At 65.5% G+C, this 21,430-nt stretch carries 23 protein-coding genes; 14 read left to right on the top strand and 9 right to left on the bottom strand.

Going from position 1 to position 21,430, the window contains the following annotated elements; translation table 11 throughout:
• Nucleotides 1-52: 52 nt before the first annotated feature.
• From E8M83_RS09040 to E8M83_RS09030, 4 genes are read right to left on the bottom strand one after another with little or no spacing between them, the layout of a single operon-like run.
• Entirely contained in the window at nucleotides 53-979 is a 927-nt protein-coding gene (locus tag E8M83_RS09040; protein ID WP_137173037.1) for a TIGR03571 family LLM class oxidoreductase, read from the bottom strand.
• Between the two features lie 4 nt (nucleotides 980-983).
• Entirely contained in the window at nucleotides 984-1,145 is a 162-nt protein-coding gene (locus tag E8M83_RS25910) for a hypothetical protein (RefSeq protein ID WP_170976743.1), read from the bottom strand.
• Nucleotides 1,142-2,119 (bottom strand): quinone oxidoreductase, encoded by a 978-nt coding sequence (locus E8M83_RS09035; protein WP_137173036.1) that lies wholly within the window; start codon nucleotides 2,117-2,119, stop codon nucleotides 1,142-1,144. The genes E8M83_RS25910 and E8M83_RS09035 overlap by 4 nt, the downstream gene beginning before the upstream one ends.
• An 11-nt stretch (nucleotides 2,120-2,130) precedes the next feature.
• Entirely contained in the window at nucleotides 2,131-2,532 is a 402-nt protein-coding gene (locus E8M83_RS09030; RefSeq protein ID WP_137173035.1) for a methylglyoxal synthase, read from the bottom strand.
• 388 nt (nucleotides 2,533-2,920) lie between these two features.
• Here E8M83_RS09030 and E8M83_RS26470 point away from each other — a divergent pair, with 388 nt between their 5' ends.
• The 13 genes from E8M83_RS26470 (at nucleotide 2,921) to E8M83_RS08970 (ending at nucleotide 16,261) form a co-directional block, all read left to right on the top strand.
• A complete protein-coding gene (locus E8M83_RS26470; RefSeq protein WP_137173034.1) occupies nucleotides 2,921-3,772 on the top strand; it encodes a DUF2182 domain-containing protein in 852 nt (283 codons plus the stop codon).
• Between the two features lie 90 nt (nucleotides 3,773-3,862).
• Complete coding sequence (locus E8M83_RS09020) at nucleotides 3,863-4,588, top strand: YebC/PmpR family DNA-binding transcriptional regulator (protein ID WP_137173033.1); 726 nt, start codon at nucleotides 3,863-3,865, stop codon at nucleotides 4,586-4,588.
• 14 nt (nucleotides 4,589-4,602) lie between these two features.
• Nucleotides 4,603-5,868 (top strand): phosphoribosylamine--glycine ligase, encoded by a 1,266-nt coding sequence (purD, locus tag E8M83_RS09015; protein WP_137173032.1) that lies wholly within the window; start codon nucleotides 4,603-4,605, stop codon nucleotides 5,866-5,868.
• Nucleotides 5,869-5,953: 85 nt separating this feature from the next.
• The gene (gene hemF, locus E8M83_RS09010) at nucleotides 5,954-6,865 is read left to right on the top strand and encodes an oxygen-dependent coproporphyrinogen oxidase (protein ID WP_137173031.1); all 912 of its coding nucleotides are present in this window, start codon (nucleotides 5,954-5,956) and stop codon (nucleotides 6,863-6,865) included.
• Nucleotides 6,862-7,560 (top strand): nicotinate (nicotinamide) nucleotide adenylyltransferase, encoded by a 699-nt coding sequence (gene nadD / locus E8M83_RS09005; RefSeq protein ID WP_137173030.1) that lies wholly within the window; start codon nucleotides 6,862-6,864, stop codon nucleotides 7,558-7,560. The genes hemF and nadD overlap by 4 nt, the downstream gene beginning before the upstream one ends.
• Nucleotides 7,560-8,282 carry a ribosome silencing factor gene (gene rsfS / locus E8M83_RS09000; RefSeq protein WP_137173029.1) on the top strand — a complete coding sequence of 241 codons (723 nt, stop codon included), beginning with the start codon at nucleotides 7,560-7,562 and terminating at the stop codon, nucleotides 8,280-8,282. Before nadD ends, rsfS begins: the two co-directional genes overlap by 1 nt.
• Nucleotides 8,283-8,291: 9 nt before the next feature.
• Nucleotides 8,292-8,762, top strand: coding sequence for a 23S rRNA (pseudouridine(1915)-N(3))-methyltransferase RlmH (gene rlmH / locus E8M83_RS08995; protein WP_109346453.1), 471 nt, complete (start codon nucleotides 8,292-8,294; stop codon nucleotides 8,760-8,762).
• Nucleotides 8,763-8,788: 26 nt separating this feature from the next.
• Nucleotides 8,789-9,403, top strand: coding sequence for a nucleoside triphosphate pyrophosphatase (locus E8M83_RS08990; protein ID WP_137173028.1), 615 nt, complete (start codon nucleotides 8,789-8,791; stop codon nucleotides 9,401-9,403).
• 125 nt (nucleotides 9,404-9,528) lie between these two features.
• A complete protein-coding gene (gene rng, locus E8M83_RS08985; protein WP_137173027.1) occupies nucleotides 9,529-10,992 on the top strand; it encodes a ribonuclease G in 1,464 nt (487 codons plus the stop codon).
• A 114-nt stretch (nucleotides 10,993-11,106) separates the two neighbouring features.
• Entirely contained in the window at nucleotides 11,107-13,302 is a 2,196-nt protein-coding gene (locus E8M83_RS08980; RefSeq protein WP_137173026.1) for a hypothetical protein, read from the top strand.
• Complete coding sequence (locus E8M83_RS08975; protein ID WP_137173025.1) at nucleotides 13,302-15,008, top strand: LeoA/HP0731 family dynamin-like GTPase; 1,707 nt, start codon at nucleotides 13,302-13,304, stop codon at nucleotides 15,006-15,008. The genes E8M83_RS08980 and E8M83_RS08975 overlap by 1 nt, the downstream gene beginning before the upstream one ends.
• A 7-nt stretch (nucleotides 15,009-15,015) precedes the next feature.
• A complete protein-coding gene (locus E8M83_RS25905; protein WP_170976741.1) occupies nucleotides 15,016-15,189 on the top strand; it encodes a hypothetical protein in 174 nt (57 codons plus the stop codon).
• Between the two features lie 115 nt (nucleotides 15,190-15,304).
• Entirely contained in the window at nucleotides 15,305-16,261 is a 957-nt protein-coding gene (locus E8M83_RS08970; protein WP_137173024.1) for a zinc ribbon domain-containing protein, read from the top strand.
• 7 nt (nucleotides 16,262-16,268) lie between these two features.
• Here the strand turns inward: E8M83_RS08970 and E8M83_RS08965 are convergent, their stop codons facing one another.
• Genes E8M83_RS08965 through E8M83_RS08950 form a run of 4 tightly spaced genes read right to left on the bottom strand, consistent with a single transcriptional unit; the run spans nucleotide 16,269 to nucleotide 19,370 of the window.
• Nucleotides 16,269-17,072: a substrate-binding domain-containing protein gene (locus E8M83_RS08965; RefSeq protein WP_137173023.1), complete on the bottom strand. Its 804-nt coding sequence runs from the start codon at nucleotides 17,070-17,072 to the stop codon at nucleotides 16,269-16,271.
• A gap of 25 nt (nucleotides 17,073-17,097) precedes the next feature.
• Entirely contained in the window at nucleotides 17,098-17,751 is a 654-nt protein-coding gene (locus E8M83_RS08960; RefSeq protein WP_373995041.1) for an energy-coupling factor ABC transporter ATP-binding protein, read from the bottom strand.
• A gap of 8 nt (nucleotides 17,752-17,759) precedes the next feature.
• On the bottom strand, nucleotides 17,760-18,467 hold the full coding sequence (locus E8M83_RS08955) for an ABC transporter permease (RefSeq protein ID WP_137173021.1): 708 nt from the start codon (nucleotides 18,465-18,467) through the stop codon (nucleotides 17,760-17,762).
• Nucleotides 18,468-19,370, bottom strand: a complete 903-nt coding sequence (locus tag E8M83_RS08950; protein ID WP_373995042.1) for a formate dehydrogenase accessory sulfurtransferase FdhD — start codon at nucleotides 19,368-19,370, stop codon at nucleotides 18,468-18,470. It lies immediately after the preceding gene.
• Between the two features lie 181 nt (nucleotides 19,371-19,551).
• Between E8M83_RS08950 and E8M83_RS08945 the strand changes: the two genes are divergently transcribed.
• Nucleotides 19,552-21,048: a class I adenylate-forming enzyme family protein gene (locus E8M83_RS08945; protein ID WP_137173020.1), complete on the top strand. Its 1,497-nt coding sequence runs from the start codon at nucleotides 19,552-19,554 to the stop codon at nucleotides 21,046-21,048.
• Nucleotide 21,049: 1 nt separating this feature from the next.
• On the opposite strand, the gene E8M83_RS25900 is transcribed toward E8M83_RS08945, so the two are convergent.
• Nucleotides 21,050-21,190 carry a hypothetical protein gene (locus E8M83_RS25900; RefSeq protein WP_170976742.1) on the bottom strand — a complete coding sequence of 47 codons (141 nt, stop codon included), beginning with the start codon at nucleotides 21,188-21,190 and terminating at the stop codon, nucleotides 21,050-21,052.
• Nucleotides 21,191-21,430: the final 240 nt, after the last annotated feature.

The following is a 21,430-nucleotide window of genomic DNA, read 5'->3' as shown; positions in this document are numbered from 1 at the left end:
CGGGAAGGCCAGCATCACCGAATACTATGGTACCGGTATCCAGACAAGGGATTCACAGCTGCGGCAGGATGTGTTCGCCCAGTTCGCGCAGCACATCGTCGACCGGCCGCGGTCCCCGCTGCAGGTTGAACAGGATGTGCGCGACGCCGAGTTCGCGCATGCGCTCGAGATAGGCGGCCAGCGCGTGGCGCCCGGTGCGCAGGCCGAGTTCGATCGCTTCGGCCGGCGCCGCCGGGTCGTCCAGCAAGTCCAGCTGCACCGACTGGACGAAGGGCTTGCGCAGGCCAGGCGCGCGCTGGTCCTGCGCCATATGCCACAGGGCGATGCGGCCCTTCTGCCGGTCTTCTTCGCGGTGATAACTCGCCCAGCCGTCGGCATGTTCGGCGATCCACTGCAGCGACTGGCGCGCGCTGCCCACCGCGATCATCGGGATGCGCGCCTGCGGCGGCGGCAGCACGCGGTACTGCCCCTTCTCGACGCCGGCGCCCGGCCCCGGCTCCAGCGCCGCACGGACGGCCTCCCAATGCTCGCGAAAGGCGAGCTCGCGCGTTTCCAGGTCGGCCCCGAAGCGCGCGAATTCTTCCGGACGGTCGCCCGAACCGACGCCCAGCAGCAGGCGGCCGTGGCTGATCCGGTCCAGGGTCAAGGCCGCCTTGGCCACGTGCAGCGGATGGCGCAGCGGCAGCACGATGGCGCCGCTGGCCAGCACGATATCCTGCGTCACCGCCGCGAGCGCGGCCAGCCACAGGAAGGGATCGTCCAGCGCCGCCGTCTCATTCGCGCTGCCCTGCGGGATCATGAGCGGCACGTCGCGGGTCCACAGGGCGGCAAAGCCCAGCGCATCGGCCAGGCGCGCATGCTGCTGCGCCAGTTCGAGGTCGGCCAGCGCACCGGGCTGCCCCTGCATGGGCGTCATCAGCCCGACCGTCAGGCGGCCGGGGACGAATACCTGTTCGTATGCCCGGTTGAAGTCGCCCATGGCGTCAAGTGAAATAAGCTTCGGAACCGAAGGTCAGCGCCACGACCATCAGCATGGCCAGCGCCAGCACGATCAGCAGGCGGCCGAACTTCGGCGCGCCGTCGCCCGCCGGTGGCGTCGGCGGCGGCGCGGGCGCCACGGGATCGTCGTCACGGGCGTCCCTCATGGCAGCAGCACCGTCGAACCGGTCGTGCGGCGCGCTTCCAGGGCGCGGTGCGCATCGGCCGCCTGCGCCAGCGAAAAGCGCTGGTGCACCTCGACCGTCACCTGGCCGCCGGCGACCATCCCGAACAGCTCGGCCGTCATCGCTTCTTGCTCTTCTTGCGTGGCCATGTAGTCGAACAGGGTCGGCCGGGTCAGGAACAGCGAGCCGCGTTTCGACAGCTCGGCCGGGGCAAACGGCGGCACCGCGCCCGAGGCATTACCGAAGCTGACCATCAGCCCGCGGCGCCGCAGGCAGTCGAGCGAGGCGGTGAAGGTGTCCTTGCCCACCGAGTCGTACACCACCGGCACGCCTTCGCCGCCGGTGATCTCGCGCACACGCGCCACGATGTCCTCGTCGTTGTAGTTGATGACGTGGGCCGCGCCATGGCGCAAGGCCAGCTCGCCTTTCTCCTTCGAGCCCACGGTGCCGATCAGCGTCACGCCGAGCGCGCGCGCCCACTGGCAGGCGATCAGGCCGACGCCGCCGGCCGCGGCGTGGAACAGGATCGTGTCGCCGGCCTCGACCCGGTAGGTTTGACGGAGCAGGTACTGCACCGTCAGCCCCTGCAGCATCATGGCGGCCGCCGTGTCGAAGGCGATCGCGTCCGGCAATTTGACCAGGAAGCGGGCCGGCATGGTGCGCGCGCTGGCATAGGCGCCGAGCGGGCCGCCGGCATAGGCCACGCGGTCGCCCGGCTTGACGTGGGTGACGCCCTCGCCCACCGCCTCGACCACGCCGGCGCCTTCCTTGCCCAGGCTGCCGGGCAGCGGCTGCGGGTAGAGTCCGGTGCGGAAATACACGTCGATGAAGTTCAGGCCGATCGCGTGCTGGACGATGCGCGCTTCGCCGGGGCCGGGCGCGGGGGCCTCGACCTCGACATACTCCATCACTTCTGGGCCGCCGGTGGCGGCGATCCGGATCGCTTTGGCGAGCATGGCGTTCTCCTTTAGCTAGTGGTACCCATCAGCTGCGACAGCACCAGGCGCGCGGTCGAGACGTTGGTCGCGCACGGGATGTTGTGCACGTCGCAGGCGCGCACCAGGGCGTTGATATCGGGTTCGTGCGGCTGCGGCGTCATCGGGTCGCGCAAGAAGATCACGCAGTCGATCAGGCCATCGACCAGCAACGAACCGATCTGCAGGTCGCCGCCGATTGGCCCCGAGTGCTTGCGCTCGACGGCCAGGCCCAGCTCGTTGATCAGGCGCCCGCCCGTGGTGCCGGTAGCCGACAGGGTGCAGCCCTGCAGGAAGGCGCGGTACTCGGCGGCGAGCGCGATCATGTCGTCCTTCTTCTTGTCGTGCGCGATGAGCGCGATGCGCGGGATGGTGGTCTGGGTTTTGGTGGTCATGTCTGGCAGCGGCAAGTGGTCCCGGATGCACGGGAGGTTGGCATATAAGAATACCGCAATTGCGCACGCTGCCATTCAAACCACCTTCGGCGCCCTGGCGTTCTGAACACGATCAAGGTCGGCGCACGGCTGTGGCGGCAACGCCGAAGTTCGACACGATGCCCGGGTCGATCGCGGCGGCGTGGCGAGTGGGGCGTGGTAAGGGAGTTGCACCGCCGGCCCCTGGCCCTGGGCTCATCCGGCGACGGCGGCCTCGGCGTCAAGCCGCATCCGGCCGCGTTCGCCGAACGGGCCATGCGGCACAGGGTCGAAAAGATGCACCTCAACCAAAAGGAGAAATCATCATGACCTTCATGACAGAGCGCGCGGGTCCACCGGGAGCGCTGCAATGAACCTGAGCGACGTCGAAGCACGCCTGGGCCGCGACCGCATGGTCTTGCTGGCCCTGATCGCAGTCTCGCTGCTGGCCAGCCTGTGCTGGGCCGGCCTGGTGCTGGGCGGCCTGGTGCTCAGCACCCAACCGCTGGCCGATGCCGCCGCTACCGCCGGCGCCGCCGCAAGTGCCGGCGGCACGGCCAGCGCCGCCAATACCGCCAATGCTGCCAATGCTGCCGCGGCCATCGCGGCGCCCTCCCTGGCCTACCAGGCCGCCCAGCTGGTGCTGGTGTTCCTGACCTGGGCCGGCCTGTGTACGGCGCTGATGCTGCCGCTGGCCAGCCGCGCCACGGTGCTGTTCGCGCGCCTGGCCGGCCACCGCGCGGCCCAGCGCGCGCGCCTGCGCACGGCCCTGTTCGTGCTCGGCTACCTGGGCGCCTGGACCGGCTTCGCCCTGCTGGCCGCGATCGTCCAATGGACCTTGCACGAGTCCGGCCCCAGCGGCGCGGTGCGCCACCCCCTTCTCCTCGGCCTGGCCATGGTGGCGGCCGGCGTCTACCAGTGGACACCCGCCAAGCATGCCTGCCTGGAGCACTGTCGGGCGCCACTACCCGGCATCCTGGCCGGCTGGCGCGACGGCCTGGCCGGCGCGCTGGGGCGCGGCGCGTTTCATGCTCGCCAATGCCTGGGCTGTTGCTGGCTCCTGATGCTCCTGCTGCTGGCCGCCGGGCCGGACAACCCGGCCGCGATCGTCGTCGTCGGCCTGTTCGTGCTGGCCGAGATCCGCCTCGTCAGCGGCCACTGGATCGCCTGCGCGGGCGGCCTGGCGCTGCTCGCCCTGGGAACCCGACTGTTGTTTCCATGACAGTCGAAGCCGTGCCGGGCGACGATTTTGCAAGAGGGGCCTATGCTAAAATACCGGCCACTCTTGCATACCGTCTAAGGAATCCTCGACATGGCTGGACACAGCAAATGGGCCAATATCAAGCATAAGAAAGCCGCTACCGACGCCAAGCGCGGCAAGATCTGGACGCGCCTGATCAAGGAGATCACCGTGGCCGCGCGCATGGGCGGCAGCGATATCCCGTCCAACCCGCGCCTGCGCCTGGCGGTCGAGAAGGCGGCTGATGCGAATATGCCGAAGGATAACGTCACCCGTGCGATCCAGCGCGGCTCGGGCGAACTCGAAGGCGTCAACTATGAAGAAGTGCGCTACGAAGGCTATGGCATCGGCGGCGCGGCGATCATCGTCGACTGCCTTACCGACAACCGCGTACGCACCGTGGCCGAAGTGCGCCACGCCTTCAGCAAGTTCGGCGGCAATATGGGCACCGAGGGTTCGGTCGCCTTCATGTTCACGCACACCGGCCAGTTCCTGTTCGCGCCGGGCGTCGAAGAAGACAAATTGATGGAAGCCGCGCTCGAAGCCGGCGCCGACGACGTCGCCGCCGATGAAGAAGGCGGCTTCGAAGTGCTGTGCGATCCGCACGCCTTCGCGAGCGTCAAAGGGGCTCTGGAAGCTGCCGGCTTCAAGGCCGAAGTGGCCGAAGTCATCATGAAGCCCGCGACCGAGACCGTGTTCACGGGCGAAGACGCGGTCAAGATGCAGAAACTGCTCGATGCGCTCGAAAACCTGGACGACGTCCAGGAAGTGTTCACCAACGCCGTGATCGAAGAATAACCTTGGTACGCAATATGAAAATCCTCGTAGTCGGCTCGGGCGGCCGCGAACACGCGCTGGCGTGGAAACTGGCCCAATCGGAACGCGCCCAGACGGTCTTCGTCGCGCCCGGCAATGGCGGCACCGCGCTCGACGATCGCCTGGTGACGGTCGACCTGAGCGACCCTGAAGCGCTGGCCGACTTCGTGGTGGCCGAGGGCGTGGCCCTGACCCTGGTCGGCCCCGAAGCGCCGCTGGCGGCCGGCATCGTCAACCTGTTCCGCTCGCGCGGCCTCAAGGTCTTCGGCCCGACCCGCGAAGCGGCCCAGCTCGAGAGCTCGAAGGACTTCGCCAAGGCCTTCATGCACCGCCACGGCATCCCTACCGCCAAATACGAGACTTTCTCCGATGCCGCCGCGGCCCACGCCTACATCGACGCCAATGGCGCGCCGATCGTCATCAAGGCCGACGGCCTGGCCGCCGGCAAGGGCGTGGTGGTCGCGATGTCGCTCGAGGAAGCGCATGGCGCGGTCGACCACATGCTGTCCGATAACGCCTTCGGCGACGCCGGCGCCCGCATCGTGATCGAGGAGTTCCTGGCCGGCGAAGAAGCCAGCTTCATCGTCATGTGCGATGGCAAGAACGTGCTGGCGCTGGCCACCAGCCAGGACCACAAGCGCTTGAAGGATGCCGACCAGGGCCCGAACACGGGCGGCATGGGCGCCTATTCGCCGGCGCCGATCGTGACGCCGTCGATGCATGCGCGCGTGATGCGCGAGATCATCAACCCGACCATCCAGGGCATGGCGCGCGACGGCATCCCGTTCACCGGCTTCCTGTACGCCGGCCTGATGATCGATGCCGAAGGCAACCCGCGCACGCTCGAATTCAACTGCCGCATGGGCGACCCGGAAACCCAGCCGATCATGGCGCGCCTGAAAAGCGACTTCGCCACCGTGCTCGAACATGCCTGCAACGGCACCCTCGACACGGTCGAGCTGGAATGGGACCGCCGCACCGCCGTGGGCGTCGTGATGGCCGCCGCCGGCTATCCGGACAACCCGCGCAAGGGAGACGTCATCGACGGCATCCCGGCCGAGGTCCCGGAATGCGTCACCTTCCACGCTGGCACCCGCCTGGTGGACGGCAAGCTGCAGACCAGCGGCGGGCGCGTGCTGTGCGTAGTCGGCCTGGGCGACAGTGTCAAGATGGCGCAGAAGCAGGCCTACGAGACCGTCGAGAAAATCCACTTCAATGGCGCGCAGTATCGGCGCGACATCGGCTGGCGTGGCGTGAAGTAAAGCCCGGCCACCACGAACGCCAGATATAACTACCAGGTGCGCAGGTGTACAATCTGCGCACTTTTCATTCCCCGGTCAAATCCCCATGTCTTCCCCCCATCCCGCCGCCATCAAGGCCTGGCTGCTCGAGCTCCAGGCGCGCATCGTCCACGGTCTCGAACAGGTCGATGGCAAACCGTTCCTGCGCGACGAATGGGTGCGCCCCGAAGGCGGCGGCGGCATCTCGCGCCTGGTCGAGGAAGGCAATGTGTTCGAACGCGGCGGCGTGAACTTCTCGCACGTGCGCGGCGCGGCACTGCCGCCATCGGCCACGGCCGTGCGTCCGGAACTGGCCGGCCGCGCCTGGGAAGCGATGGGCGTGTCGCTGGTGCTGCACCCGCGTAACCCGTACGCGCCCACGGTGCACATGAACGTGCGCTTTTTCGAGGCGACCGCGCCCGGCAAGGAGCCGGTCTGGTGGTTCGGCGGCGGCATGGATTTGACCCCGTATTATGGCGAGATGGACGACGCGCGCCACTTCCACCAGGTCTGCCACGATGCGCTGGCGCCTTTTGGAGAACAGCTGCATCCGCGCTTCAAGACCTGGTGCGACGATTACTTCTATCTCAAGCACCGCAAGGAACCGCGCGGCGTGGGCGGCATCTTCTTCGACGATTTCAATGAACTCGGCTTCGAGCAATCGTATGCGCTGGTGCAGAGCGTGGGCGAACGCTTCCTGGATGCCTACCTGCCGATCCTGCAGCGCCGCAAGGACCAGCCGTATGGCGAACGCGAGCGCGACTTCCAGGCCTACCGGCGCGGGCGCTACGTCGAATTCAACCTGGTCTGGGACCGTGGCACCCTGTTCGGCCTGCAGTCGGGCGGGCGTACCGAAGCGATCCTAATGTCGATGCCGCCGATCGTCAAATGGCGCTACGACTGGCATCCCGAACCCGGTAGCCCCGAGGCACGCCTGTATTCCGACTTCCTGGTGCACCGGGACTGGCTGGCGCCGTGACCGGGGCCGCCGGCGCGCCTGGCCGCAACCGCTGCATCGCCGTCCTGGGCGGCAGTTTCGATCCGGTGCACCGGGGCCACGTCGCGCTGGCGCAGCTGTTCGCCCGGCTGTTGCGGCCCGACCTGCTGCGCATCCTGCCGGCCGGCCAGCCGTGGCAAAAGACCGGCCTCGAAGCCGGCGATGCGGACCGCATCGCGATGCTCGAACTAGCCTTCGCACCGCTGCGCAATGAGGCGCTGCCGGTGACGATCGACCTGCAGGAAGTCGAACGCACAAAACAGGGTAAAGGCGCGACTTACACGGTCGAAACCCTGCGCGTGTTGCGCGCGGAGCTGGGCCCGCGGGCCTCGATCGTGTTCCTGATGGGCGCCGACCAGTTGCGCAAGCTCGACAGCTGGAACGAATGGCGCGAATTGTTTGCCCTCGCCAACCTGGGCGTGGCGACGCGTCCAGGCTACGACCTGGCGCAAGAAGCATTGCCACCCATGGTGGCCCAAGAACTGTCGGCGCGGCTTGCAACGCCCGACACCGTGCGCCTGCTGGCGCACGGAAAAGTCTGCCTCGCGCCGACGCTGGATGTGGACCTCTCGTCCAGCCAGCTCCGGACGGCCTTGCACTCCGGCGCGGATGCAAGCGCGCTCGGGATGGCGCAAGTGCTAGACTATATTCAACAACATAACCTGTACAAAAACTAATGGATATCAAGAAACTGCAAACCCTCGTGGTCGACGCCCTCGAAGACGTCAAGGGCCAGGACATCGTCCTGTTCGACACGACCCACCTGACCAGCCTGTTCGACCGCATCGCCGTGGTCTCGGGCACCTCGAACCGCCAGACCAAGGCGCTGGCCGCTTCGGTGCGCGACAAGGTCAAGGCTGCCGGCGGCGACGTCATCGGCATGGAAGGCGAAGACACCGGCGAATGGGTGCTGGTCGACCTGGGCGACATGATCGTCCACATCATGCAGCCCGCGATCCGCCAGTACTACCGCCTCGAAGAGATCTGGGGCGAGAAGCCGGTCAAGCTGGGCGCCGCCAAGCGCAAGTCGACCGCCGAGGGCATCGATGCCGACGCCGCCAAGCCGAAGTCGAAGCACCTGGCCGCCAACCAGGCGCAAGAAGCCGCCAAGCCGGTCAACGAACGCAAGCCGGCCGCCAAGCGCGCGACCAAGGCCGCCACGACCGAGACGGCTGCCGCCAGGAAGCCGGCCGCGAAGAAGGCAGCCGCCAAGGCAGTCCCGACCGGCAAGACCGTGAAGGTCGCGCCGAGCAAGACCGAAGTCGCCGCCGTCGAAGCGACCAAGGCCAAGCCGCCGAAGCGCGTGAGCAAGGCCGCCGCACCGAAGGCCGCACCTGCCGCCGAAGCCGCCGCACCGGTCAAGAAGGTGATCCGCCGCATCAAGAAGGATGCCGAGTAAGGGCGAGGCATGCAGTTGATCATTGCCGCGGTCGGCCACAAGATGCCGGCCTGGATCGAGTCCGGCTTCACCGAGTACACGAAGCGCATGCCGCCCGAGCTGCGCATCGTGCTCAAGGAAATCAAGCCGGTCGAGCGCTCCGGCAGCAAGACCGCCGCCACCGCGATGGCGCTCGAGCGCGAGCGCATCGAGGCGGCGCTGCCGAAGGGCGTGCGCATCGTCGCGCTGGACGAACGCGGCAAGGACCTGACCAGCGTCGGGCTCTCGCAACAGCTTGAAACCTGGCAGCGCGACGGCCGCGACACCGCCTTCCTGATCGGCGGCGCCGACGGCCTCGATCCCGAGCTGAAGGCGCGCGCTGAAGGGCTGATCCGCATCTCCAGCATGACCCTGCCGCACGGAATCGTCCGGGTCATGCTGGCGGAACAGCTTTACCGCGCCTGGTCGATCACCCAGAATCATCCCTACCACCGTGTCTGAACGGCTCGACGCCGAACCAACCCGCGATGAAAAACCAGAATAAAATCTACCTCGCCTCGAAAAGCCCGCGCCGGCGCGAACTGTTGCGCCAGATCGGCGTGGATTTTGAACTGATGCTGCTGCGCAGCGATCCGGGCCGCGTGGTCGACGTCAGCGAAGACGTACTGCCGGGCGAAGACGTGCACACCTATGTGGCACGCGTGGCGCGCGCCAAGGGCGCCTTCGCCTACAACCTCCTGCTGCAGCGGCGCCAGCCGCTGCGCCCTGTATTGACAGCCGACACCACTGTCACGATCGACGGCGAGATCCTCGGTAAGCCGGCCGATATCCGCGAGGCGGTGGCAATGCTCGAACGCCTGTCCGGCCGCACCCACCAGGTGCTGACCTCGGTCGCGGTGCACGCCCAGAACGTGACCGAGCAGGTCACGCAGGTGTCGAACGTGCGCTTCGCCACCTTGACTGCGGCGCAGATCAGGGCCTATTGCGCCACCCTCGAACCGTATGACAAGGCCGGCGCCTATGGCATCCAGGGCCCGGCTGCGCTGTTCATCGAGCATATCGAGGGCAGCCATTCCGGCATCATGGGGCTGCCCTTGTTCGAGACCGCGAACCTGCTGCGCAAGGCCGGGTTGGCGATTTAATCTTTGTGTTCGTGCCGGCTGATTTCACGGCCAACCATCACCGCGTCGGCGGCAGAGCCGCCGACCCTACGGCGCCCCCTTCGGGGTGTATCATGTCATCCTGAACAATACGCACGGCAGGATCCATGAACGAAGACATCCTCATCAACATCACACCGCAGGAAACGCGCGTGGCGCTGGTCCTGCAGGGCGCGGTGCAAGAGCTGCACATCGAGCGCACGCTCACGCGCGGGTTGGCGGGGAACGTCTATCTGGGCAAGGTGGTGCGCGTGCTGCCGGGGATGCAGTCGGCCTTCATCGACATCGGCCTGGAGCGCGCCGCTTTCCTGCACGTGGCCGACATTTGGGAAGCGCGCAGCCACGACGGCGGCAATGCCCCGCCGACCCCGATCGAAAAACTGCTGTTCGACGGCCAGGTATTGACGGTGCAGGTCATCAAGGACCCGATCGGCACCAAGGGCGCGCGCCTGTCGACCCAGATCTCGATCGCCGGGCGCATGCTGGTGTACCTGCCGCAAGACCAGCATATCGGGATCTCGCAGAAGATCGAAAAGGAAGCCGAGCGCGAACGCCTGCGCGCGCGCCTGCAAAGCCTGCTGCCGGCCGACGAAAAAGGCGGCTACATCGTGCGCACGATGGCCGAGGAAGCATCAAGCGACGATATCGGGGCCGACGTCGACTACCTGCGCAAGACCTGGGGCGCCATCGTGCAGGGCGCCCGCACCCTGCCGCCCACCACCCTGCTGTACCAGGACCTGAGCCTGGCCCAGCGCGTGCTGCGCGATTTCGTGCACGACGAGACGGCCAGCATCCAGGTCGACTCGCGCGAGAACTTCATCAAGCTGGCCGAATTCGCCCAGGTCTATACCCCGAGCGTATTGTCGCGCATGGCGCACTACACGGGCGAGCGACCGCTGTTCGACCTGTACGGCGTGGAAGAAGAGATCCTGCGCGCGCTGGGCCGGCGCGTCGACCTGAAATCGGGCGGCTACCTGATCGTCGACCAGACCGAGGCGATGACGACCATCGACGTCAATACCGGCGGCTACGTCGGCGGGCGCAACTTCGCCGACACGATCTTCAAGACCAACCTGGAGGCGGCGCACGCCATCGCGCGCCAGCTGCGCCTGCGCAACCTGGGCGGCATCATCATCCTCGACTTCATCGACATGGAGAACAACGAGCACCGCAACGCGGTGCTGGCCGAGCTGAAGAAGACCCTGGCGCGCGACCGCACCAAGGTCTCGGTGAGCAGCTTCTCGGCCCTGGGCCTGGTCGAGATGACGAGGAAGCGCACCCGCGAATCGCTGGCCCACATCCTGTGCGAACCCTGCCCGGCCTGCTCGGGCAAGGGGCAAGTCAAGACCAGCCGCACGATCTGCTACGAGATCCTGCGCGAGCTGCTGCGCGAAGCCAAGCAGTTCAACCCGCGCGAATTCCGCATTGTCGCCTCGCAAGAGGTGATCGACCTGTTCCTGGAAGAAGAATCGCAGCATCTGGCGATGCTGGGCGACTTTATCGGCAAGCGCATTTCGTTGCAGGTCGAAAAAGGGTATCACCAGGAACAGTACGACGTGATCCTCATGTAAGCGAATACACGTCTTTCAGTTTTTCCTAGGTGAAAAATAAATTTCTATTTCGCATTTTTGCGTTTTGGAAATAAAATACCCATTCAACCGGCCTGTTTGAATGGGATATGCGCCATGGATTTGCAGTTACCTAAAGATATTTACATTAGTGTCTTATCGGAGCTGGATACTGTTTTACAAAGCTTGAAAGACTTACCCTCTGATAAGGATACTTCGCAAGCGAAAGATAAAGCGGTCCAGATCTTCAGCGAACTCAGTAAGGATTTGCGCGGCAACATCGAATCGCTGAGCAAGAATGCCGAATGGGACACCTTCACCATCGCCTTTTACGGCGAAACGAACGCCGGTAAATCCACCATCATCGAAACGATGCGGATGCTGCTGAACGAATCCGGGAAACTGGCGCAGCAGCAGGAATTCAGGGATCTACAGCAGAAATACGGCATTAGTGGGGAACATCTGGCGCAGATGCGCAATGCCGTCGAAGAAGCCGCGCAAGCTTGTTCAACCTGCCAGGCCAGCCTGGATGCACTGGACGATCATTTCTCTCGCCAAACCCACATCCAGCGCGAGCGCGTCGATGAGTTGCGACAGCAAATCGCCCGGCATAAGGAAACAGCATCCGTATGGCGCAAGCTGCTCGATCTCTTCATCAAGCTGCCGCAGCAAAAGGAAACTGCACACCTGGAAAAGGAACTGCAGGCTGCCGAAGCCGCCAAGCGCCAGGAAGCCGCCGCGCTTGAACAGCAACAACGCGCGGCGCGGCAGGAACATGAAGGTCGCGAACAGTCGCTAAAGCAGGCCGAAGCGTCGCTGGCGCTTCTCGAAAGCCGTGCCGACGGCGCCATCATCGGTAACGGCACCTCGGACTTTACGCTCGACACCACCCCGTATCATTTCTCGAACGGCGAACAGCGGTTCGCATTACTCGACGTGCCCGGCATCGAAGGCAAGGAAACCCGCGTGATGGACGCCATCCTGGCCGGCGTACAAAAAGCGCATGCTGTTTTCTACGTCACCAACAAGGCCGCAGCGCCGCAAAAAGGCGATGACCGCCAGCCCGGAACGCTGGAAAAGATCAGGCAGCACCTTGGTGCGCAAACCGAGGTATGGACGGTTTATAACAAGCGTGTCACGAATCCGATCCAGCTCAAGGCGGATCGCCTGGTCAGCGACGACGAACAGGCCAGCCTGCAGGATCTCGATCGCCGGATGCATGAAGTCCTGGGTGAGCAATATCGCGGTACGGTGGCACTGAGCGCCTATCCGGCGTTCCTTGCAGCCGCATCGTGTCTCGTGCCCGACTCGCAGAACGCCGCCAACAAGGCCAAGTTCATGGCAAAGCGAAGCGGACAGGAGTTACTCGAGCGGTCAGGCGTCGCGGCTTTTCGCGAGCTGCTGCTGACCGACCTGGTGAGGGACTTCAAGCGCAAGATTACCCGCTCCAATTACAACAAGGCGAACCAGGTTGTCCGCGGCACCATCGACGAAGTTTCGAAGACCCTGCGCGAATCCTTCACACCGCTCGGCAAAGAACTGAAAAAGGATGCCGAACAAGCGCAAATGCAGCTCGAGACCGCGCTCGATGCACTCAAGTCGCGGCTCGAATCGCAGGGCGAGAGCGCGATCTCCCGGTTCAACAATAACGTGCGCAAGAAAATCTACGACGAGATCGAGGGCGACATCAGCAACGACGATTTCAAGGATGCGCTGGAGCGGTTCATCGCCAGGGAACAGGCCACGCTGGTCGCCGAGCTGCCGGGCATCATGCAGAAGGAGGTCGAGAAATTCCAGGTCCAGATCGACGATATCGTCAAACGCTTCCAGACCTTCGCGGCCGAACTGATGGACGCCTATGGAAACATCCGCGTCACCGGACTTGGCGGCAAGCTCGACCTGAAGATCGATATCGACAACGGTATTAATATTCCCGGCCTGCTGGGCGCATTGGTTGGCGGCGCGCTGATGATCTGGAATCCAGCCGGTTGGGTAGTGCTGGCAATTGGCGCCATCACGGTACTGGCCGGTGCGGTCAAGGCAGTTATCGGATTCTTCAGCTCGGATTACAAGAAATCGCAGCAGCGCAAATCGGCCAATTCGAACCTGGACAATATCGCCGACAAGATGCGCGAATCCCTGAACGACAGCCTGGCCGCTGCTTTACCGCAGCTTGAGCCGAAGGTCGAGGCCCTGAAAGCGGTGCTGGATAAGCCGGCGGCCCAGATCGCCAGTGTCGTCACGATGCTCGGCAAGTCCGAGCGTCAACTCAAAAACCTTTCCAAGAAAATCGAAACCGCAGGGACTCTGTAATGGAAAACACGCTCGGTGCATTCAAGGCACAACAATCGAAATCGCTGGAGATATTGAAAAAGCTGGGAGACTTCCTGCACATGGGGGCTCAGGTCGGTGTACAGATCGATCCCAGCGTGCAGCAGAAGCTCGACACCGCGGTCAATACCGTTGCAGGCGAAAAACTCAAGGTGGCGCTGGTGGGCGGTTTTTCCGACGGCAAGACATCGATCGCGGCCGCATGGATGGAAAAGCTCGACAAGTCCACCATGAACATCAGTCACCAGGAATCGTCGAATGAGGTACGCATCTACGAGGTCGGCCAGGATTTCGTGCTGATCGACACGCCGGGCCTGTTCGGATTCAAGGAACAGGTGAACGCCGAAACGCACGCGCTCGAGAAATACAAGGACATCACCAAGAAATACGTCAGCGAGGCGCACCTGGTCCTGTACGTGATGGATCCGACCAATCCGATCAAGCAAAGCCACAAGGATGACCTGGTGTGGCTGTTCCGCACGCTGAACCTGCTGCCGCGCACGGTGTTCGTGCTGAGCCGGTTCGATGAAGTGGCGGACGTCGAGGACGAGCACCAGTATCGACAGAACCTGGCGGTCAAGCAGGACAATGTGCGTGGCCGCCTGACCGAACTGATCGCCCTGCAGGCCGATGAAGCAACCCAGTTGTCGATCGTCGGCGTGGCCGCCAATCCATTCGACCTGGGAACCGAACACTGGCTTTCGAATCTCGACCAGTTCAAGGCGCTGTCGCATATCGGGCTGTTGCAAGCGGCGACGTCGGAAAAGATCGCGGCAAATGGTGGCGCCTCAGTGATCGTCAGCGAAACCAGGAAAAGCGTGATCCGCGACGTGCTGTCCAAGCAGCTGCCGGTGGCGGTGCAGAACGACAAGCGCATCGCCGCCGAAGTCGACAAGCTGGAGAGCATGAGCGTGCGCCTGCAAAAGCAGCTGCTCGGCGCCAAGTCGCAGATCGTCGATACGCGCATCAGCCTGCGCAGCTTCGTGATCGACTATTTCGCCGACCTGATTCTCCAGGCCAAAGGCGTCAACATGGATACCTTCCCGGACTTCTTTGAACGCGAGGTCGGCAGCAACGGCATCATGGTATCAACCCGCCTGCAAAATGAATTCGAACGCCAGCTAAAATCCGTCACACAGGAAATCAGCAATATGAAGATCGGCTTCGATGCCGAGGTCAATCACTTCAACTCCACCGTTACGCAGTTCGGCAAGCAGGGCCTGGATTACCTGGTCAAGAGCAAGGTGGTCAACAACACCACCGTTCTTGCAACACGCGACGGCATCGTGACTGCCGCCAAATACATCGGGCTTGACCTTGGAAAAATGCTGAAGTTCAAACCCTGGGGAGCGACGAACCTTGCCAAGGGCGTGAATGGTGCGCTGGCGGTCGTCGGCCTTGCGCTGGAAGCATGGGACAGCTGGGAACAGGCCAAGCGCCGCGAAGAGTTCCAGAAGGCCATGGCCAAGATGGTCGATAACTTCGAAAGGCAGCGCGAGGAACTGGTCCAGCTCCTCGATGGACCACGCTTTGTCGAACAATTCTTTGCCGGCTTCCTTGAGCTCCAGGCCGACGTGGAAGAAGTTCAGAACAATGTGGAGCAACAGCGAGTACAGCGCCGGCGCTTCCATGAATGGCGGCAAATGGGCGAAGCGATCGACGTGCAGTTTTCCGAGGTCGTAGCCTGAACGGTCGATGATCCGATCTGCTGTCCAGGGCCTCGGTCCCGCACAAGCTGCCGGACGGTTCGCCGATCCGGGCCTGTTCCTGGGCGACCCTGCCAATGCCGACGCCGCACTCATCGCGTTCAAGACCGCGCTGGCCGGCCACCGCGTGTTCGCGCGCGAGACCGATCCGCGATCGATCTGATCGCACCCTATGTGGGAATAAGTGACATTAGCGCCTGCGACGATCGTTATAATCGCCCTGCGGCGCCGCGAAGTTCGCGGCGCCGCTTTTCTTCGTCAACAGCAGGAAAGCACCCATGTTCTGTTCACATTGCGGCGCGCAGATGGCGCCGGACGCCGCCTTCTGCTCGGTCTGCGGCCACAAGGCCGGCAGCGAGGCCCCGGCCGCCGTCAACCTCGACAAGCGCGACGCGCCCGTCCCTGTTCCCGGGACGCCGGACGGCATGCCCGACGGCGTGAAAGGCTGGAGCTGGGGCGCCTTCTTCCTCAACGGGATCTGGGCGATCGGCAACCGTACCTGGATCGGCCTGCTGGCCTTCGTGCCCTATCTCGGCTGGATCGTCGCGATCTGGCTGGGTTTCAAGGGCCGCGAGATGGCCTGGAAAAACAAGCAATGGGACAGCCTCGAACACTTCAACCGGGTCCAGCGCAGATGGTCGCAGTGGGGCATCGGCATCATGATCGCCTTCACCCTGCTCATGGTGGTAGGCGCCTTTGTCGCCCCCGAGGAAGCGCTGTACGAGGAGCCGCCCGCGGCCACCCAGACGCGGGCCGACACGGATGGCGGGCCGGTAACCGAGCGTGGCCTGGTCGACAGCAATGCCGACAAGCTGCCAGCGTCGCTGTCGACCGTCGCCGGCCTCCTCGACCGCCGTACCGATGCAAATGGCGCCCGCGCCCTTACCTTGGGCGGCCGGGTGCTGTTCAGCGGCGAGGACGCCGGCTGGCAGTTCCCGCTGCGCAGCTTTACGCTCTCGGGCGGCAAGGAAGCCATCCTGATGGCCAGCAGCGGCGGTCGCGGCAACAGCTGCGAGACGCTGTTCTTCTTCCTGCTGGCCGATGCTTCAGGCGTCAGGCCGACGCCCATGTTCGGCACCTGTTCGGCACGCGGCAGCTTCGTGCAGCGCGGCGACACCATCGAACTCGAACTGCCGGATGTGAGCGGCGCCTCGACCATCGTGCTCAAGGATGGCGTCGTGACCGAGGACGGCCAGGTGCTGAGCCTGACCGGCATGAACGACCCGTCGCGCTAAAGTAGCGTCAGCGCTCCGGCGCGAAGAACAACTGCTCGCCCGCCGGCTTGAACGAGGCGATGCGGGCCTGCCCTTCGGGGGAGGTGATCCACTCGATCAGCTGCTTTGCGCCCTTGTAGTTCACGCCGGCGTGTTTGGCCGGATTGACCGCGATGATGCCGTAGGGGTTATACATGCGCTTGTCGCCCTCGACCACGATTGCCAGCCCGGTCCTGGCCTTATAGGCGCCATAGGTCGCACGGTCGGTCAGCGTATAGGCGCGCATCTCGGCCGCCATGTTCAGCACTTCGCCCATGCCCAGGCCGGCCGAGACGTAATTGGCGCCCTGCGGCTTGACCGCCGCGCGCTGCCAATAGCCCTTTTCCATCGTGTCGGTGCCCGAGTTGTCGCCGCGCGAGATGAACCTGACGTCTGTCGCCGCGATGCGCTTGAAAGCGTCCACGACATCCTTCGCGCCCTTGATGCGCGCCGGATCGGCCTCGGGGCCGACCACGATGAAGTCGTTGTACATCACGTCGCGCCGGTCCACGCCCCAGCCTTCCTCGACAAACTTGTCTTCCATCTCGCGCGCATGGACCAGCGTCACGTCGACATCGCCGTTCCTGGCCAGCTCGAGCGCCTTGCCGGTGCCGACCGAGATCACGTGGACACGGGTCCTGGTCTTGGCCTCGAACACCGGCAGCAGGTGCTTGAGCAGGCCCGAGTTCTCGGTGCTGGTGGTGGTCGACAGGCGGATCACTTCTTGCGCCAGCACCGAAGGCGAGGCGAAGGCGGCGCACAGCAGGACGGCTAACAGCGAACGGCGTTGCATGGTTTTCTCCTTGTTGTAATGGGGTTTATCGCACTTCCAACTGCCCCTCGCGCAGCTTGAGCCGCCGCACGCCGGGCAGGTTGATCAGGTCGCGGTCGTGGCAGGCCATCACCACGCTGGCGCCCTGCTCGACCAGGGTCGGGATCAGCGCGATGACCTGCTCGCGCGCCGCGCCGTCGAGATTGGCCGTCGGTTCGTCCAGCAGCAGCAGGCGCGGCTGCAGCACGCGGGCGCGCGCCAGCGCCACCCGCTGCTTCTCGCCGCCCGACAGGCGCGCCGGGATGTTGTCGCGCAGGTGCAGCACGCCGGCCCAGGCCATCGCCTCGTCGACCAGGCCTCGCACCAGTTGCCGGTCGACGCCGCGCGCCAGCAGGCCGTAGGCGATGTTGTGGCCGACGCTGGTCGAGAACATGATCGGGTGCTGGTGCACGTAGACGATGCCGCGCCGCAGCTCGCCCGGATATGGATACAACGGCAGGCGGCGCCCCTCGAATTCGACCGTGCAGGCGTCGCACCGTTCCAGGCCGCCGAGCATGCGCAGCAAGGTACTCTTGCCGCTGCCGTTGGCGCCGGTCAGCACGTAGGCGCCGGCCCTGTCGATGGCGAGCCGTTCGATGTCGAACAGCAGGCGCTCGCCGTAGGCCTTGCGCAGGCCATGCACGGTCAATAACGGAGGCACGGCAGCAGTCATAGTCTCGCTCCCGGGTTGTGCGCCTCGCCCTGCAGCAGCACCAGCACGCCGTTCATCAACAGCGCCAGCGTCACCAGCACGATGCCCAGCGCGATGCCCTGGGCGAACTCGCCCTTGCTGGTCTCGAGCGCGATCGCGGTGGTGATGGTGCGCGTCTCGCCCTCGATATTCCCGCCCACCATCAGCGCGCAGCCGACTTCCGAGATCACGCGCCCGAAGCCGCTGATCACGGCCGCCATCACGCCGTAGCGCGCCTCGTGCAGCACGGTGAACATCACGCGCAGGCGCGAAGCGCCGTGGGCATGCGCGGTCTCGGCGTAGCGCGGGTCGAGCGCCTGTACTGCCGCCAGCGTGAAGGCCAGCAGCACCGGCAGGCCGATGATGAGCTGTCCGAGCACGATGCCCGGCTGCGAGAACAGCCATTCGAGCCCGCCCAGCGGTCCGCGCCGCGACAGCATCAGGTACAGCAGCAGGCCGATCAGGACAGTGGGCAGCGACAGCGCGGCCTGGGCCAGCCAGACCGCGATGCGCCGTCCGGGAAAGCGGTGCATCGCGATCAGGTAGCCGAGCAGCACCGCCGGCGGCGTGGCCAGCATCAGGCCCAGCAAACTGGTCTTGATCGAGACCCAGACGATGTGCCACAGGGCCGGGTCGCCGCTGAACAGCAGCGCGAAGGCGTGCGTGGTGGCGTCCAGCAGCGCCATCTAGCTGCGTGGGTCGGCGTCGGCGCGCAGGTCCGGCCGCACGTAGGGGGTGTCGAGCAGTTGCGCCTCGAATACCAGGCGCTCGTGCCCGGCCAGCAGCAGGAAATGGCGTCCGCTGCAGCGCGCCAGCAGCGACATGCCGACCCGCTCGGCCACCATCTGGCCCATCTGCGTGGTGCCGGAGCGCGACAGCAAGAAGGGAATGCCCATCTGCGCGCCCTTGATCACCATCTCGGAGGTGAGCCGGCCGGTGGTGTAGAACACCTTGTCGGCGCCCTCCACGCCGTCGAGCCACATCAGGCCGGCGATGGCGTCGACCGCGTTGTGGCGGCCCACGTCCTCGACGAAATACAGCAGCTCGCCACCGCCCGAGAACAGGGCGCAGCCGTGCACCGAGCCGGCCTGCTTGTAGACCGACTGCTGGGTGCGGATGGTATCGACGATGCGGTAGACGCTGGACTGCGCCAGCCGCGCATGCGGCGGCAGCGCGATCTGGTCCACCTCGTCCATCAGGCCGCCGAACACCGAGCCCTGGCCGCAGCCGGTGGTGACCACTTTTTTCGCGGTGCGCGCCTCGACATCGTCGATGCCGTGGCGGGTGACCACCGCCACCGCGTCCACCGACCAGTCGACCTGGATCGACACGATGTCTGCGAGCGAGCGCACCAGGCGCTGGTTGCGCAGGTAGCCCAGCACCAGCGCCTCGGGCGCGCCGCCCAGGGTCATCAGGGTCACCAGTTCGCGCCGGTCGACGTAGATCGTCAGCGGCCGCTCGGCCGGGATGGCGATGGTCGAGCGGCGCCCGCGCTCGTCGATGGCCAGCACCTCGTGGGTCAGGACGGCGCGCGCCTCGGACAGCAGCGGGCGGCCGGCGCCGGAACCGTGGCGCGCATCGCTGCGCATGGCATTGCCGCTTGCGTCCTTCCTGGCCAAGACATTGCCTCCTCTTGTTGGCGGTTTTACAAAAATAGTATAAACCTCCAGGCCGGCGCACGGCTGAATTCATTTACTTTTATGCAAGCTCGCTTGCGATGGAGCCCCGTGGGCGGTATAACATCCGCCTTTCGTCCAGCAACTTCGCACCATGCAGCCCTCCGATTTCCGACGCATCAGCGACATCCTGCGCCACCGCGCGCTCCACAGGCCGGACGCGCCGGCCCTGGTCGAGGATGGCCGCGCATGCTCGTATGCGCAACTGGCGGCGGCCGCCGATGCGCATGCGGCGCTGCTGCGCGGACTCGGCGTGCGTCCGGGCGACCGCGTGATGCTGGTGGCCGAGAACTGCGTGGCCCAGGTGGCGCTGCTGTTCGCCGCCGCCGCCATCGACGCCTGGAGCGTCAACGTCAACGCGCGCCTCTCCGAGGGCGAACTGGCCACCATCCGTGAACACAGCGGCGCGCGCCGCGTGCTGTACCTGACCGGCAATTCGCCGGACGCCGCGCGGCATGCCGCGCGCGCCGGCGCCCTGCCCTGCCCTGGCGAATTTCCCGGCGTGCTGGCCGGCCCGCTGGACACCGCCTGCACGCCCGAGCCGGTGGCCCCGGGCGGCGACCAGGTCGCGGCCCTGGTCTACACCACCGGCACCACCGGCCAGCCCAAGGGCGTGATGCTGAGCCACGCCGGCCTGCTGTTCGTGGCCGCCACCTCGAGCCGGCTGCGCGGCCTGGCGCCAAGCGACCGCGCCTGGGGCGGGCTGCCGGTCTCGCATGTGTATGGCCTGGCCTCGATGCTGCTCGGCACCCTGTACGCGGGCGCCTGCGTGCGGCTGGCGCCGCGCTTCGACGCCGGGGCCCTGCTGGCCTCGATCCGGGCGGGCGAGCTGACCATCGTGCAGGGCGTGCCGGCGATGTATGCCCGCCTGCTGGCCCTGCAGGAAGACGGCGCTGGCACGATCCCGTCACGCCTGCGCTTCTGCTACGCCGGCGGCTCGCCGCTCGACCCGGCCCTCAAGCGCGCGGTCGAGGCCATGTTCGGCCTGCCGCTGCACAACGGCTACGGCCTGACCGAAGGCGGGCCGACGGTCAGCCAGACCCGCCTCGACGCCCCGCGCGCCGATACGTCGGTCGGCCTGCCGATCCCCGGCGTCGCGGTGCGCATCGTGGGGCGCGATGGCCGCGAGGTGGCGCCGGGCGAGCCGGGCGAGCTGTGGGTTCGCAGTCCGGGGCGCATGCGCGGCTACTTCCGCGACCCGGCAGCGACTGCCGCGGCGCTGCCTGCGGGCGGCTGGCTGGCCACGGGCGACCTGGCGCGCCAGGATCCCGACGGCGCATTGTTCCTGCTGGGCCGCACGCGCGAACTGATCATCCGCTCCGGCTTCAATGTCTATCCGCTAGAAGTCGAGACGGCGCTGAACGCGCATCCGGCGGTCGTACAGTCGGCCGTGCTTGGACGGCCGCTGCCCGGGGCCGAGGAGGAGGTCGTCGCCTTCGTCGAGGCGCACGGGGTGGACGAGGCGGTGCTGCAGGCATGGTTGCGTCCCCGCCTGGCGCCCTATAAACGGCCGGCGCGCATCGTGTTCATGGAGGCACTGCCGGCCGCGCCGAGCGGCAAGATCCTCAAGCGCCGCCTGCCGCTGAACTGAACTAGCGCCGCCGCTTCTTCCAGTCGTAATCGGGCCCGGTGACGTCGACGCCGGGATGACCCACCACGTCCGGATGCTCCGAGCACATGGTGATGAAGCGCATGCCCTCGCCCGCGCGCTGGCGCTTGCGCAGCTCTTCCACACGACGGGGGCCACACGACGGGGGTCACGACGGGGGTCAGGTCTGACATTCGGACACAGCCCCAACAATATCAGCCCCGCAGGCATTGAATTGCCATTCTCAGACGTCAATTAAAGCTGAGGTCGTGTCCGAATGTCAGACCTGAGGTGGTCCGGATTTCTCGGACATCTATTTGAGCACACGGAATGCTGCATCGACGGCGGCTGGCGTTTGGTAGCCCAGGGTTTGATGCAGCCTCTG

Source organism: Massilia sp. HP4 (genome assembly GCF_005222695.1).
Lineage (GTDB): Bacteria > Pseudomonadota > Gammaproteobacteria > Burkholderiales > Burkholderiaceae_D > Telluria.
The sequence above is the reverse complement of the archived record's forward strand: the minus strand, read 5'-3'. Positions and strand labels throughout refer to the sequence as shown.